The organism is Amycolatopsis sulphurea (genome assembly GCF_002564045.1).
GTDB lineage: Bacteria > Actinomycetota > Actinomycetes > Mycobacteriales > Pseudonocardiaceae > Amycolatopsis > Amycolatopsis sulphurea.
The window spans coordinates 1,369,782-1,383,782 of sequence record NZ_PDJK01000002.1 but is presented as its reverse complement, the minus strand read 5'-3'; the positions used below and the strand labels follow the sequence as shown (position 1 = coordinate 1,383,782).

The window sequence follows — 14,001 nt, the reverse complement described above, 5'->3', positions numbered from 1 at the left end:
GACCGTTACGACGGTCGGCTCCTCAGGCCGGCCGCCTCGAGGTCACTCCCGGTGCACGTTCATCGGGTGAAAACACCCGGTCGAGCTAAGGCGTCGGCAAACCGCTGTGAAGGGGCCCTTCACGGACTCAGAGTCCGTGAAGGGCCCCTTCACAGCTTTCTGGCACTGCGGGGCTGAATCCGGATGAACTCGCCGACGCCGCCGGGAAGCTGTACCTCGGGCGCGAGCAGGCCGAAGCAGCGTTCGATGTGCTCGGCTGAGTACGGGGTCAGAGCACGGTGAGGCGGTTTTCGAAGGCCTCCGCGAGCTTGCGCCACGCGCTCTGCTCGGTGTCGAACGGCGCGCTCGGCTCAAGCCGGCTCGGGTCCGGGCGGAGCACGAACGACACCAGCCAGCCGAGGCTCTCGTTGGCCGCCAGCGCGGACTCCACCGTCGGGTCGTCGGCCCACTCGGCCGCGTCGGTGAGCAGCTCGACGGCGAGCTCCAACTGGGTCGGGTCGATCGCCTCGGGGCCTTCGGCGATGTCCTCGTCCAGCCCGTTGAGCACGTAGGTGTTGTCCGGGTCGACCTCGAGCTCCAGTTCGCCCGCGGCGGCCTTCTCCCGCACTTCGTCCCAAGTGGACACGTCGGACAGCTCGGTGCCGGCGAGCTCGGTGCCTTCGGTGATCGCGGCCAGCAACGCCTTCGCGGAGGTGAACACGTCGATCTCGCCTTCGCTGCCGAGGAAGACCGGCTGGTCGTCGAGGTAGCAGCGCAGCGTGTAGTACTCCGCGCCGGCGGTGACGATCTTGATCGGATCGATGCCGACCTCGCCCCAGAAGCCGACCGGCTCGTCCTCGGCCTCGTCGCCGTCCACCGCTTCGAGGTCCTCCGGGCCGCCGTCCTCGGCGTCGGCCTCCGCCTCGGCGGACTCCTCGTGGAAGGCGGCCAGCTCCTCGGCGGTCTGCTCCAGCACCGCGGCGTCCACGTCCGGGACCGTGACCAGCCCGTCGATCGCGTCGAGCACCACGTCCCACTTCTCCGAGACGGCCTTCGACAGGTCGTTCCACAGCGCTTCGCCCTCACGCCCGGTGAACGGCAGCCTGCCCTGCTCCAGCAACGAGAAGCCCTCGTAGGCGTCGAGTACCTCGTGCACGTCCTCCAGCTCGCACACGTCCGCGAGCGAGCGCACGATGCCGACGATCTCGGCCAGCTCGCCGATGGTCCACGAGTCCGGCTCCTCGGCGACCAGCTCCGGCACGCCGACCAGGTCGTAGGAGTGGTCGTCGTCGGGGATCAGCTCCGGCACGTTCAGCGCCGGGACCGCGTCCCACGCCGGGTGGTCGAGCAGGTCGTGCTGCTCGGCGGTGCGCACGAAGGCCGCCAGGTGCGCGGCGTCCGGGAAGGCGTACAGGTCGTCCTCGTCGCCGAGGAAGGCTTCCCACTCCTCGCCGTCCTCCCGCCAGCGGGGGGCCCAGAGGGTGACCACGTCGCCCTGCGGCAGCCCGAGTTCGATCGGGATGATGTCCTGTGCCATTGCCGAATCCTCCGCGAGTACCGCCCGTGTGCACGCCCGGCCGCCGGTCCCCCGGCCGGTGCGCGGTACCGCGAAGCCTACGGGTTGGGGCAAGCAGCCGCGATCTCCCCCGCGCATCTTCGGGCCGCGGGATGGCACGATGGGTCCCGCGATGACACTCACAGACCTCCTGCCTGCGGATCCGGACCCGGACCCGGACGCCCTCTTCGACGCCTTCTGCACCTGGACGGCCGAACGGGGGATCGAGTTGTACCCGGCGCAGGAGGAGGCGCTGATCGAAGTCGTCTCCGGCGCCAACGTGATCCTCTCGACGCCGACCGGCTCGGGCAAGAGCCTGGTCGCGGTCGGTGCGCATTTCACCGCGCTGGCACACGGCCGGCGCAGCTACTACACCGCGCCGATCAAGGCTCTGGTCTCGGAGAAGTTCTTCCAGCTGATCGAGATCTTCGGGGCCGATCAGGTGGGGATGCAGACCGGTGATTCGAGCGTCAACGCCGAAGCGCCGATCATCTGCTGTACTGCGGAAATCCTGGCGAACATCGCGTTGCGGGACGGTGCCGACGCGCCGGTCGGCCAGGTCGTGGCGGACGAGTTCCACTTCTACTCCGAGCCGGACCGCGGCTGGGCCTGGCAGGTGCCGCTGATCGAGCTGCCCAAGGCGCAGTTCGTGCTGATGTCCGCCACGCTCGGCGACGTCTCGTTCTTCGAGAAGGACCTGACCCGCCGGACCGGGCGGGCCACCGCCGTGGTCACCTCGGCGCAGCGGCCGGTCCCGCTGACCTACCGCTACGCGATCACGCCGCTGCACGAGACGATGTCCGAGCTGCTGCACGGCGGCCAGGCTCCGGTGTACGTGGTGCATTTCTCGCAGGCCGCGGCCATCGAGCGCGCGCAGACGCTGATGAGCATCAACGTGACCACGCGTGCGGAGAAGGACGCCATCGCCGAGCTGATCGGCGATTTCCGGTTCGCCGCGGGCTTCGGCAAGACGCTGTCCCGGCTCGTGCGGCACGGCATCGGCGTGCACCACGCGGGTATGCTGCCGAAGTACCGCCGGCTGGTGGAAACGCTCGCGCAGTCCGGTCTGCTCAAGGTGATCTGCGGGACCGACACCCTCGGCGTCGGGATCAACGTGCCGATCCGGACCGTGGTGTTCTCCGCGCTGACCAAGTACGACGGGGTGCGCCAGCGGCATCTGAAGGCCCGCGAGTTCCACCAGATCGCCGGGCGGGCCGGCCGCGCGGGCTACGACACCGACGGCTACGTCGTGGTGCAGGCCCCGGACCACGTGGTGGAGAACGCCAAGGCGCTGGCGAAGGCGGGCGACGATCCGAAGAAGAAAAAGAAGATCGTCCGGAAGAAGGCGCCCGAAGGGTTCGTGAACTGGACCGAGAGCACCTTCGACCGGCTGATCGCCGCCGAGCCGGAGCCGCTCACCTCCAGCTTCCGGGTCAGCCACTCGATGCTGCTGAACGTGATTTCCCGGCCGGGCAACGCTTTCGACGCGATGCGGCACCTGCTGGAGGACAACCACGCGGACCGGCCGGCGCAGCGGAAGCTGATCCTGCGGGCGATCGAGATCTACCGTTCGCTGCTGGCCGCCGGGGTGGTGGAGCGACTGTCCGAACCGGACGCCGACGCGCGGATCGTGCGGCTGACCGTGGACCTGCAGTTCGATTTCGCGCTCAACCAGCCGTTGTCGCCGTTCGCGCTGGCCGCGATCGAGCTGCTGGACGCCGAGTCGCCGTCCTATCCGCTGGATGTGGTGTCCATTGTGGAATCCACTGTGGACGACCCGCGGCCGGTGCTGTCGCAGCAGCAGTTCAAGGCCCGCGGCGAGGCCGTGCAGGCGATGAAGGCCGAGGGCATCGAGTACGACGAGCGGATGGAGCTGCTGGAGGAGGTCACCTACCCGAAGCCGTTGGAGGAGCTGCTTTCCGGCGCGTACGGCGCGTATCGGCAGGGGCATCCGTGGGTGGCGGACTACGAGCTGTCGCCGAAATCCGTGGTGCGCGACATGTACGAGCGCGCGATGAACTTCGTCGAGTTCGTGGGTTTCTACCAGCTCGCCCGCTCCGAAGGCCTGGTGCTGCGTTATCTCGCGGACACCTATGACGCGCTGCGGCACACCGTGCCCGACGAGGCGAAGACCGAACCGTTGCAGGACCTCATCGAATGGCTCGGCGAGCTGGTCCGGCAGGTCGATTCGAGCCTGCTCGACGAGTGGGAAGCGTTGCGGCATCCGGAAGACGAAGGCCCCGTGTCACACCGCCCGCCCCCCGAGCCGCCCGCGGTCACGCGCAACGAGCGAGCGTTCCGGGTGCTGGTGCGCAACGAGCTTTTCCGCCGGGTCGAGCTGGCCTCGCGCCGTGCCTACGACGCGCTCGGCGAGCTGGATGCGGCGTCCGGCTGGGACGCGGACGCCTGGGAAGACGCCATCGAGGACTACTTCGACGAGCACGAAACGCTGGGCATCGGCCCGGACGCCCGCGGCCCGGCGCTGCTGCTCATCGAGCGGGAGCCCGAACTGTGGCGGGTGCGGCAGATCTTCGACGACCCCGCGGGCGACCACGACTGGGGCATCAGTGCGGAAATCGACCTGGCCGCCTCGGACGAGGCAGGCAGCGCCGTCGTCCGCGTGGTCGACGTCAACCAGCTCTGACCACTTCCGGCCCCGCGTCGTCCCAAAGCTGTGAAGGGGCCCTTCACGGACTCAGAGTCCGTGAAGGGCCCCTTCACAGCCACGCCCCTTCGGTTCAGGACGGCGGCATCGGCGGCATCGGCAACGGTTTCTCCGCCGCCAGCTCCAGCAACGGTCCCGCCGCCGCGGCGTCGGTGACCAGAGTGGACACCAGGCCGGAGCGCAGCACCGCGTCCACTGCCGCGGCCTTCGGCTGGCTGTAGCCGATCGCGATCACCTCCGGCACGGCCATCAGTTCCTCCCGGCCGATCGCGAGCACGTGGTGGGTCAGCCCGGTCGACACCGGCGCGCCGGAGGCGTCGAACAGCCGTGCGGCCACCTCGGCGGTCGCGCCGCGGGCGGCGATCGCGGCCCGTTCGGCGTCGTCGAGCGCGTCGTACACAGTGGACTCGCCGGTCGCCCAGGCGCCGATGCTCACCACCGCCTTGGTGAGCTTGGTGAACTGCGCGAAGGTCTCCGCGATGCCCGGCTGGTGCCGCAGGATGTCCAGGGTCCGCTGGTCCGGCAGCACCAGCGGGCCGAAGATCGGGTAGGCGTCGCCGCCGGAGATCGAAGTCACCCGGCTGACCGTCTCCACCGAACGGCCACGCATGTCCATGCCCGCCTGTACTCCGCACAGTTGCACGATCGGGCAGCGTGGCATGGCCCGCAGCGCCTCGGTCATCGAGTTCACCGACCGCGCCCAGGAGAGCCCGATCACATCCTCGGGTGCCGCGATCTCCTCCAGCAGCCGCGCGGCCAGCGCACCGACCCGACGGCGCACCACCTCTTTCGGCTCCCGCATCGAGGACCGCTCCAGCACCAACGCCCGGTCCAGCCGGTACGCTCTGCGCACCTCGTCGGAGAGTTCGACGTCGACCGGGGCGGGCAGGTCGAATTCGATCCGGACCAGCCCGCTCTCCAGCGCCGCGTCGAGCATGCGGGCCACCTTGAACCTGCTCACCCCGAACTCGTCGGCGATCTCCAGCTTGGAGTGTCCCTGCACGTAGAACCGGCGCGCCATGGTGGCCAGACGCAGGCTCTCGGTCAGCGGAGACTGCCCTTTCTTCCTGCTCACATGAGCACTATAGCTTGAAACTGAGCGTTAGTGTTGACGTAACACCCAGGAAACTCGTGTAATGCTCTTCGCATATCAGGTGCGGCATTGATCGATGTTGCTCGAATGAGCACCCAGGAAGGTGATGTGGCATGCGTGCCGCGATCGTGGATCGGCCCGGTGAGATCCGGGTCGGCGAGGTTCCCGATCCCAAACCCGGAGAGCGCCAGGTCGTCGTGAAGGTGGGTGCCTGCGGGATCTGCGGGACGGACCTGCATATCGCCGACGGGCACTTCCCCCCGACCCCGTATCCGATCGTCCCCGGGCACGAGTTCGCCGGGGAGATCGTCGAACTCGGCGCGGACGTGCCGGGGGAGTGGAAAGTCGGCGACCGCGTGGCGGTCGACCCGTCGATCTACTGCGGGTACTGCACGCCGTGCCGCTCCGGGCACGGCAATCTCTGCGCGAACTGGAACGCGACCGGCGACACGGTCAACGGCGCGTTCGCCGAATATGTCGCGGTGCCCGCGGACACCTGCTACCGGATGCCCGACTCCCTGAGCTGGGAGCAGGGCGCGCTGGTGGAGCCGGTCTCCTGCGCGGTGCACGGCGTGCGCCGGATCGGCGTGGAAGCGGGCGAGCGGTTCCTGATCGTCGGCGCCGGCACGATGGGCCTGATCATGCAGCAGCTGCTGCAGCGGGCCGGTGCACAGGTGACGATGGTCGACCGCAACGCCGCCCGGCTGCCGCGCGCGACCGACCTGGGTGCCACCGCGGTGGCCGAGGATGTGTCCGCATTGGACGGTGAGCGGTACGACGCCGCGGTGGACTGCACCGGCGCCGTGCCCGCTATCGAATCCGCGTTCGACGCGCTGCGCCGCGGCGGCCGGTTGCTGGTGTTCGGGGTGGCCCCCGCCGAGGCCCGGGTGGCTCTGTCGCCGTTCCGGATCTACAACGACGAGATCACCGTCGTCGGCTCCATGGCCGTGCTCAACAGCTACGGCACCGCGCTCGACCTGGTGGGAGGCGGCTACATCGACACCGAGGCGCTGATCACCGACACGCTGCCCCTTGAGCAGTACCCGGAGGCGCTGGCGAAGATGCGCAGCGGCACCGGGCTGAAGATCCAGGTTCTGCCAGGAGGTGGCCATGCGTAAACTCCTGTGCCTCCTGGCGGCGACCGCGCTGTTCGTGACGGGATGCGCCGGAGCCGGCTCGCTGGGCGACGGCGGGCGGACCCTGGTCGTGGCGATCGTCTCCAACGCGCAGATGAAGGACGCCATCTCGCTCAAGGGCGAGTTCGAGAAGAACCACCCCGGCGTCAACCTGAAGTTCGTCACCCTGCCGGAGAACGAGGCCCGCGCGAAGATCACCGCGTCCACGGCCACCGGGGGCGGCGAGTTCGACGTGGTGATGATCAGCAACTACGAGGCCCCGCAGTGGGCGGCCAACGGCTGGCTCGAAAACCTCGAGCCGCACATGAAGGCCACCCCCGGCTACGACGAGGCGGACTTCATCCCGAGCATCCGGGAGTCGCTGTCGTACCAGAACCAGATGTACGCGGTGCCGTTCTACGGCGAATCGTCCTTTGTGGTCTATCGCAAGGACCTGTTCGAGAAGGCCGGTATCCCGATGCCGGCGCATCCCACCTGGGAGCAGATCGCCGAGTACGCCGCGAAGCTGGACGACAAGCAGAACGGCGTCGCCGGCATCTGCCTGCGTGGCAAGCCCGGCTGGGGCGAGAGCCTCGCGCCGTTCACCACCATGGCCAACACCTTCGGCGCGCAGTGGTTCGACAAGGACTGGAACGCCAAGCTGAACAGCCCGGAGTTCGCCAAGGCGGCGAACTTCTACGTGAACCTGCTCCGCGAGCACGGTGAGGTCGGTGCCTCCAGCGCCGGGTTCACCGAGTGCGGCACGCGGTACGCGCAGGGCCAGGCCGCGATGTGGTACGACGCCACGTCGATGACCGGCACCACCGAGGACCCGTCCACCAGCCACGTGGTCGGGAAGAACGGCTACGTCGCCGCCCCGGTCGACAAGACCCAGGCGAGTGGCTGGCTCTACGCGTGGTCGCTGGCCATCCCGAAGGCTGCCAAGGCCAAGGACGACGCCTGGGACTTCATGGCGTGGATGACCGACAAGGCGTACGCCAAGAAGGTCGGCGAGACCTACGGCTGGAACCGCGTGCCGCCGGGCACTCGCAAGTCCACGTACGAGATCCCGCAGTACAAGGAAGCCGCCAAGACGTACGCGCAGCCGACGCTGGACGGCATCGCGAACGCGAACCAGCAGAAGACCATGGTGCAACCCGTGCCCTACCCGGGCATCCAGTTCGTCGGGATCCCGGAGTTCCAGGACCTCGGCACCCGGGTGAGCCAGCAGCTGTCCGCCGCCATCGCCGGGCAGACCTCCGTCGCGGACGCGCTCGCGCAATCGCAGAAGTACGCGGAGACCGTGGGCAAGTCCTATCAGGAGGTGGCCGGATGAGCACTGTCACGGTCCCCGCCGGCCCTGCGCCGGCGAACACCCGCACCAGTACCAAGAAGAAGGCCGCGGGTTCGGGCAAGCGGCGGCTGCCGCTGCTGCCCGCGCTGATCTTCGTCATCGCGGTGACGCAGATCCCGTTCCTGCTCACGCTGTTCTACTCGTTCCAGTCGTGGAACCTGGTGCGGCCGGGCTCGCGGCACTTCGTCGGTTTCCAGAACTACATCGACGTCTTCACCGACACGACGTTCCTCGGCGCACTGGTCAACACCGTCGTGCTCACCGTGGTGTGCGTGCTGGTGTCGCTGCTGCTCGGGCTCGGGCTGGCGATCCTGCTCGACCGCAAGTTCATCGGCCGCAGTTTCGTCCGCACACTGCTGATCACGCCGTTCCTGATCCTCCCGGCGGCGGGCGCGCTGCTGTGGAAGACCACGATGTTCGACCCGACGTTCGGGTTGCTGCACTTCGTGTTCGGCACCGACATCGACTGGCTGTCGAAGTTCCCGCTGGCCGCGGTGATGGCGCAGATCGTGTGGCAGTGGACGCCGTTCATGATGCTGCTGACCCTGGCCGGGCTGCAGAGCCAGTCGAAGGAGGTGCTGGAGGCCGCCTCGGTGGACGGGGCGAACCGCTGGCGCACCTTCTACTCGATCACGCTGCCGCACCTGTCGCGGTTCCTGCAGCTGGCCACGATGCTCGGCGCGATCTACATCGTGAACAGCTTCGACGCGATCTTCCTGATGACCCAGGGCGGGCCGGGCACGGCCAGCACCAACCTGCCGTTCTACATCTACCAGCGCGCGTTCGAGGGCTTCGACGTCGGACAGTCCTCGGCGATGGGCGTGGTCGTGGTGATCATCACCATGATCGTGGCGACCTTCGCGCTGCGCTTGATGTTCCGCGCGTTCTCCGTGGACGGAGGCACGAAGTGAGTACCGCAACCGTCACCGCACCCGCGGAGAAGACGACCGCCCAGCCGCCCCGGCGCAAGGCCAAGCGCCGCGTCGGCCCGGCGTCGCTGACCGTCGTCACCTGGATCATCGCGATCCTGTTCGTCTTCCCGCTGCTGTGGATGATCCTCACCGCGTTCAAGCAGGAGTCGGACGCCTACACCGATCCGCCGAAGCTGTTCTTCAAGCCCACCTTCGACCAGATCGCCGGGGTGCTGAAGGGTGATTTCCTGCCCTACCTCGGCAACTCCGCCTTCGTCACGATCGTCTCGACGCTGCTGGTGCTGCTGCTGGGCATCCCGGCCGCGTACGCGTTGTCGCTGGCGCCGGTCAAGGGCACGAGGAACGCGCTGAGCTTCTTCCTTTCCACGAAGATGCTGCCGATCGTCGCGGCGATCATCCCGCTGTACATCATCTCGCAGAACACCGACCTGCTGGACACGGTGTGGGCGCTGATCATCCTGTACACCGCGATGAACCTGCCGCTGGCGATCTGGATGATGCGGTCGTTCTTCATGGAGGTGCCCGGCGAGATGATCGAGGCGGCGCGGATCGACGGGGCGAACCTGCCGACCCTGCTGCGCAAGATCATCATGCCGGTGGTCGCCCCCGGGGTGGCCGCGACCGCACTGATCTGCGTGATCTTCTCCTGGACGGAGTTCTTCTACGCGGTCAACCTCACCGCCGCCAGGGCGGGCACCGTGCCGGTGTTCCTGGTCGGCTTCATCACCAGCGAGGGCCTGTACTGGGCCCAGCTGTCCGCCGCCGCGTTGCTGGCCTCGTTGCCGGTGATGATCGTGGGCTGGTTCGCGCAGAACCACCTCGTGCGCGGTCTGTCCATGGGCGCAGTGAAGTAAAGGGAGAGCGCAGATGTCCGCAGAAGTGATTTACGACCAGGCGTCGCGTATCTACCCCGGCAACCCGGGCGTGCGCGCGGTGAACCAGTTGAGCCTCGAAGTACCCGACGGCGAGTTCCTCGTGCTGGTGGGTCCCTCGGGTTCCGGGAAGTCCACCGCGCTGCGCATGCTGGCCGGGCTGGAAGAGGTCAACGAGGGCGCCATCCGGATCGGTGACCGCGACGTGACCGACCTGCCGCCGAAGGACCGGGACATCGCCATGGTGTTCCAGTCCTACGCGCTGTACCCGCACATGACCGTGGCCGACAACATGGGTTTCGCGTTGAAGCTGCGCGGGTTCTCCGCGGCCGACATCAAGCAGCGGGTCGACGAGGCCGCCGCGATGCTGGATCTCACCAAGTACCTGGCGCGCAAGCCGAAGGCGCTCTCCGGTGGGCAGCGCCAGCGGGTGGCGATGGGCCGCGCGATCGTGCGCGAGCCGAGTGTGTTCCTGATGGACGAACCACTGTCCAACTTGGACGCGAAGCTGCGGGTGGAGACGCGCGCCAACATCGCGAAGCTCCAGCAGCGACTCGGCACCACCACCATCTACGTGACCCACGACCAGGTCGAGGCCATGACCATGGGTGACCGGGTGGCGGTGCTCAAGGACGGCGAGCTGCAGCAGTGCGATTCGCCGCGGGAGCTGTACGAGAACCCGGCCAACTCGTTCGTCGCGGGCTTCATCGGTTCGCCTGCGATGAACCTGGCCACGCTGCCGCTCACCGGTGGCGGGGTCAAGCTCGGCGACCTGAACGTGCCGTTGCCGACCGCGGAGCTGACCGCGGCACGGGCGGCCGACCTGTCCGAGGTCGTGTTCGGCATCCGGCCGGAGTCGCTGCGCCTGGTCGGCGAGGGCGACGACGGTTTCGAACTCGTCGTCGAGCTGGTCGAGGAACTCGGCGCGGACGCGTACCTGCACGGCAAGGTCGGCGACGACCGCTTCGTGGTCCGCGTGGACGGCCGCACCCCGCCGCGAATCGGCGACAACGTGCGCGTCGGCCTGCGCGGTGCGGGCGAAACCCACGCCTTCGACCCGAAGACGACCCTGCGGTTGCGCTGAGCCCACGGCTGTGAAGGGTCCCTTCACGGACGCTGAGTCCGTGAAGGGACCCTTCACAGCTGCCGTCACTCCTGAAGTGAGAGTGCTTGGCTTGGGCAGACGTTCACGGCTTCACGGGCCTTCTCGATCAGCTCGCCCTCGGGCGTGTCGTTGAGCACGACGACGGTGCCGTCTTCCTCGCTCTGGTCGAACAGCTCGGGTTCGGTCAGCACGCACTGGCCGGCGCCGACACACTTGCCTGTGTCCGCGATGATCTTCATGGTGCTCTCTTCCTTGCTCGTGGTGGGAGCATTTTGATCTTTACCAGGTTACCGGCAGCTCGTGCAGGCCGTAGATCGACGCGTCAGCCTGCAACGGCAGCTCTTCCACCGGCTTCGCCAGCTCGCCGGCGGGGCGAACGGGCACGTCCGGGCGGCGGGAAGTTCTTCCATCGTCGTCATCGCGGGTCGCTCCTCACCAGGTGACCGGCAGGCAGTGCAGGCCGAAGATCGACGAGTCGTGCTTGAACGGCAGCTGCTCGAACGGCACCGCGAGCCGCAGCTTGGGAATCCGGCGGAACAGCGTGTCGAACACGATCTGCAGCTCCAGCCGCGCCAGGTTCTGACCGAGGCACTGGTGTACGCCATAGCCGAACGCGACGTGGTGGCGCGCGCCGCGGGTGAAGTCGAGCCGATCCGGCTCGGCGAAGGCCTCGTGGTCGAAGTTGGCCGCGTGGCTCAGGCCGAGCACGCCCTGGCCCGCCCGGATCGTGACGCCCGCGATCTCCACGTCCTCGGTCGCCACCCGCGAAGTGGCGAATTCGGCGATGGTGAAGTACCGCAGCAGTTCCTCGACCGCGTCGCGCGTCCGGCCCGGGTCCTGCTTGATCAGCTCGAGCTGATCCGGGTTCTCCAGCAGCGCGACGGTGCCCAGCGAGATCATGTTGGCGGTGGTCTCGTGCCCCGCGATGAGCAGCAGGAAGGCGAGCCCGACCAGGTCGTCGTGGTCGTAGGTGCCCTCCGCGCGCAGCTTCTCGATCTGGCGCCCGAGCAGATCGTCGGTGGGCGTGGCCTCCTTGCCGGTGATCAGCCCGCTGAGGTAGTCCCGCATTTCCTCGATGGCCGCTTCGCGCTGGGCGAGGGTGGACCGCCGGTTGAGGAAGCTCGAGCTGCGTGTCTGGAAGAACTCGTGGTCGGCATAGGGCACGCCGAGCTGTTCGCAGATCACCAGCGACGGCACCGGCAGCGACAGCGCGGTGACCAGGTCGGCGGGCCGGTCACCGGCCAGTATCGCGTCCAGCTGGGTGTCCACGATCTCCTGGATGCGCGGCTGCAGCGCCTTCATCCGCTTCACCGTGAACTCGCCGACGACCGAGCGGCGGGCCTGCCCGTGCACCGGTGGGTCGAGGTTGATCAGCGAAGGCTTGATCTTCGGCGTCCGTCCTCGCCCTCCGTCCTTGAAGAGCATCGGGAAGCCGGGGTTGAACCGGTCGGAGCTGAACCGCGAGTCGTTCAGCATGGCCCGCACGTCCTCGTGCCGGGCGAGCGCCCAGGCCTGCTCTCCGGAGGGGGTCCCGACCAGCTGTGCCCTGGCCTCCTCGAACTCCCGGTACTCCGGCGGCGGCGCGAACGGGCAGGTCCGGGCCAGCGGGAAGCGTTTCAGCCCGGGGTCGCCGGCTTCCGGGTCGATCAGCGCGGCTTCGTCGAGTTCGGATCGGGCGAGCTTGGTCATGGTGGAACCCCTTTGTGTGGAAGTGCACCGTCACGGAACGAATGCGGATGAATACATTCCGGTTCTTTCCACGGTACTCAGGTGGAGGATCGTCGTCCACGAGCAATGGGGTGACAATTACTGTCCGGAGGCGTTATCCGGGGCGTGCGAGAATCTCTGCGCATGTCAAAGGCCTGCGCAACGGAGGGATGACCGGGATGAGTGCGGACCCGCAAACGCCACTGCGAGCGGACGCGCGGCGAAACCGCGACCAGATCATCGCCGCGGCGCGCGTGATCTTCGCCGAACACGGTCCCGAGGTCCCGATGGAGGAGATCGCCCGGTCTGCCGGAGTCGGCGTCGGCACGCTGTACCGCCGCTTCCCGGATCGGGATGCGCTGGTCCGAGCGGTCGCGGTGGACAACTTCGCTCGCGTCCTCGAAGACGCCCGTGCGGCGGCCGAGGCGGAGCCGACCGCGTGGGCCGCGCTGGTGCGGCTGCTCCACGGATCGGTGGACCTGCAGCTGTCCATTCAGCTGGCCATGGTGTCGATGAAGGCCTACGAGATCCTTCGCGAGGACCCGGTCATCTCCGATCTGCGGCGGAGCCTGCTGATCGAGGTGGAGTCGCTGGTCCGTGCCGCGCAGGAGGACGGGCACCTCCGCAAGGACATCGGCGCCGGTGACGTGGCCATGCTCTTCGCCGTGCTGCTTCGCCGGCTGCCTGCCCGGAATCCGGAGATCGTGGAGATCTCCACCGCGCGCTGCCTCACCATCATGATCGACGGCCTGCGTGCCCAGCCGGGTACCCCGCTGCCCGGTCGCCCCCTCGGTCGAGACGACGTCCACTGACGGGTGTCTACGCATTACGCAGGGTCTTTACCGGGGGCTACACGCTCGGACGCGTTTCCCTCGTTCGGGTTGCTTTAGTGGGGTTGATTTCACAGTCGGACACCCTTGGGTCGATGTGGACGTCTTACCGGTTGAGAACACTCGAGGTGAGTCGATCACCGGTTGTTCTCGGCCGGCGGAGAGTCCGTCCGGCCACCCGAGTACCAGGGGAGAACCAGATGACCATTCGCACGACGGTTCGCCGCACTGCCGCCGCCCTCGCTGTCGCCGGCGTGGCCGCCGGAGCCGGGGCGTACTTCGCGACCAGTGCCAGTGCCGCCGAGCCGACGGTCTTCCCGTGCACCTCCAACCAGTTCACCACGAAGCTGGTGCCCGGTGACTCCGGCGCGGGCAACCGGCACGCGGCGCTGCAGTTCACCGCGAACATGGGTGAGCGCTGCTACCTTCCCGGCAGCCTCAGCGTCTCGCTCGTCGGTGCGCACAACGTCCTGGTCAACAACGAGGCCCCGGCGAACGCGCCCGCGGTGGCGCTCGTCGACGGCTCCTCGGCCTACGTGCCGTTGCACTGGACCGCGATCGCGGGCGAGGAGGAGAAGCAGACCCCGAACGCCATCACGGTGACCGCGCCTTCGGACTCCAACCTGCACGGTGACCGTATCGACCCGTCCGTGCAGGTGGGCTGGAGTCTCGGCGCGGTCGACGCCAACGAGGGCAGCCACACCATCGACGTCGGTGCTGTGACCCAGGGGGTCGCGCCGACCGTCTGAGTGCGGTAATGGAGCGGGTGGCGCCGGGGGGCGTCACCCGCTCTT

12 protein-coding genes are annotated in these 14,001 nt (G+C 68.1%); 8 read left to right on the top strand and 4 right to left on the bottom strand.

The window, feature by feature from the left end:
• Positions 1-268: 268 nt before the first annotated feature.
• Positions 269-1,516 carry a primosomal protein gene (locus tag ATK36_RS12365; protein WP_098511415.1) on the bottom strand — a complete coding sequence of 416 codons (1,248 nt, stop codon included), beginning with the start codon at positions 1,514-1,516 and terminating at the stop codon, positions 269-271.
• A 151-nt stretch (positions 1,517-1,667) separates the two neighbouring features.
• Here ATK36_RS12365 and ATK36_RS12360 point away from each other — a divergent pair, with 151 nt between their 5' ends.
• Positions 1,668-4,178, top strand: coding sequence for a DEAD/DEAH box helicase (locus tag ATK36_RS12360; RefSeq protein WP_098514831.1), 2,511 nt, complete (start codon positions 1,668-1,670; stop codon positions 4,176-4,178).
• 94 nt (positions 4,179-4,272) lie between these two features.
• On the opposite strand, the gene ATK36_RS12355 is transcribed toward ATK36_RS12360, so the two are convergent.
• Positions 4,273-5,220 carry a sugar-binding transcriptional regulator gene (locus tag ATK36_RS12355; protein ID WP_098511414.1) on the bottom strand — a complete coding sequence of 316 codons (948 nt, stop codon included), beginning with the start codon at positions 5,218-5,220 and terminating at the stop codon, positions 4,273-4,275.
• A 185-nt stretch (positions 5,221-5,405) separates the two neighbouring features.
• On the opposite strand from ATK36_RS12355, the gene ATK36_RS12350 reads away from it, so the two are divergent.
• The 5 genes from ATK36_RS12350 to ATK36_RS12330 all read left to right on the top strand — a co-directional run bounded on the left by ATK36_RS12350 (position 5,406) and on the right by ATK36_RS12330 (position 10,649).
• Positions 5,406-6,410 carry a zinc-dependent alcohol dehydrogenase family protein gene (locus ATK36_RS12350; RefSeq protein ID WP_098511412.1) on the top strand — a complete coding sequence of 335 codons (1,005 nt, stop codon included), beginning with the start codon at positions 5,406-5,408 and terminating at the stop codon, positions 6,408-6,410.
• A complete protein-coding gene (locus ATK36_RS12345; protein WP_170069708.1) occupies positions 6,403-7,743 on the top strand; it encodes an ABC transporter substrate-binding protein in 1,341 nt (446 codons plus the stop codon). Before ATK36_RS12350 ends, ATK36_RS12345 begins: the two co-directional genes overlap by 8 nt.
• Entirely contained in the window at positions 7,740-8,672 is a 933-nt protein-coding gene (locus tag ATK36_RS12340; RefSeq protein WP_098511409.1) for a carbohydrate ABC transporter permease, read from the top strand. Before ATK36_RS12345 ends, ATK36_RS12340 begins: the two co-directional genes overlap by 4 nt.
• A gap of 86 nt (positions 8,673-8,758) precedes the next feature.
• Positions 8,759-9,547, top strand: coding sequence for a carbohydrate ABC transporter permease (locus ATK36_RS12335; protein WP_098514830.1), 789 nt, complete (start codon positions 8,759-8,761; stop codon positions 9,545-9,547).
• 13 nt (positions 9,548-9,560) lie between these two features.
• Positions 9,561-10,649, top strand: a complete 1,089-nt coding sequence (locus ATK36_RS12330) for an ABC transporter ATP-binding protein (protein WP_098511408.1) — start codon at positions 9,561-9,563, stop codon at positions 10,647-10,649.
• Positions 10,650-10,714: 65 nt separating this feature from the next.
• On the opposite strand, the gene ATK36_RS12325 is transcribed toward ATK36_RS12330, so the two are convergent.
• Both ATK36_RS12325 and ATK36_RS12320 read right to left on the bottom strand, forming a co-directional pair.
• A complete protein-coding gene (locus tag ATK36_RS12325) occupies positions 10,715-10,909 on the bottom strand; it encodes a ferredoxin (RefSeq protein ID WP_098511406.1) in 195 nt (64 codons plus the stop codon).
• 193 nt (positions 10,910-11,102) lie between these two features.
• Positions 11,103-12,359, bottom strand: coding sequence for a cytochrome P450 (locus tag ATK36_RS12320; protein ID WP_098511405.1), 1,257 nt, complete (start codon positions 12,357-12,359; stop codon positions 11,103-11,105).
• Positions 12,360-12,556: 197 nt separating this feature from the next.
• Here ATK36_RS12320 and ATK36_RS12315 point away from each other — a divergent pair, with 197 nt between their 5' ends.
• Both ATK36_RS12315 and ATK36_RS12310 read left to right on the top strand, forming a co-directional pair.
• Positions 12,557-13,189: a TetR/AcrR family transcriptional regulator gene (locus ATK36_RS12315; RefSeq protein WP_098514829.1), complete on the top strand. Its 633-nt coding sequence runs from the start codon at positions 12,557-12,559 to the stop codon at positions 13,187-13,189.
• Between the two features lie 218 nt (positions 13,190-13,407).
• Positions 13,408-13,956, top strand: a complete 549-nt coding sequence (locus ATK36_RS12310; RefSeq protein ID WP_098511403.1) for a DUF4232 domain-containing protein — start codon at positions 13,408-13,410, stop codon at positions 13,954-13,956.
• Positions 13,957-14,001: the final 45 nt, after the last annotated feature.

Excerpts from the sequence above, each read along its gene's own strand:
- ATK36_RS12345 (WP_170069708.1), top strand. The coding sequence starts at position 6,403 with ATGCGTAAACTCCTGTGCCTCCTGGCGGCGACCGCGCTGTTCGTGACG.
- ATK36_RS12325 (WP_098511406.1), bottom strand. The coding sequence starts at position 10,909 with ATGAAGATCATCGCGGACACAGGCAAGTGTGTCGGCGCCGGCCAGTGC.
- ATK36_RS12355 (WP_098511414.1), bottom strand. The coding sequence starts at position 5,220 with ATGGCGCGCCGGTTCTACGTGCAGGGACACTCCAAGCTGGAGATCGCC.
- ATK36_RS12360 (WP_098514831.1), top strand. The coding sequence starts at position 1,668 with ATGACACTCACAGACCTCCTGCCTGCGGATCCGGACCCGGACCCGGAC.
- ATK36_RS12340 (WP_098511409.1), top strand. The coding sequence starts at position 7,740 with ATGAGCACTGTCACGGTCCCCGCCGGCCCTGCGCCGGCGAACACCCGC.
- ATK36_RS12330 (WP_098511408.1), top strand. The coding sequence starts at position 9,561 with ATGTCCGCAGAAGTGATTTACGACCAGGCGTCGCGTATCTACCCCGGC.
- ATK36_RS12365 (WP_098511415.1), bottom strand. The coding sequence starts at position 1,516 with ATGGCACAGGACATCATCCCGATCGAACTCGGGCTGCCGCAGGGCGAC.
- ATK36_RS12310 (WP_098511403.1), top strand. The coding sequence starts at position 13,408 with ATGACCATTCGCACGACGGTTCGCCGCACTGCCGCCGCCCTCGCTGTC.
- ATK36_RS12315 (WP_098514829.1), top strand. The coding sequence starts at position 12,557 with ATGAGTGCGGACCCGCAAACGCCACTGCGAGCGGACGCGCGGCGAAAC.
- ATK36_RS12320 (WP_098511405.1), bottom strand. The coding sequence starts at position 12,359 with ATGACCAAGCTCGCCCGATCCGAACTCGACGAAGCCGCGCTGATCGAC.
- ATK36_RS12350 (WP_098511412.1), top strand. The coding sequence starts at position 5,406 with ATGCGTGCCGCGATCGTGGATCGGCCCGGTGAGATCCGGGTCGGCGAG.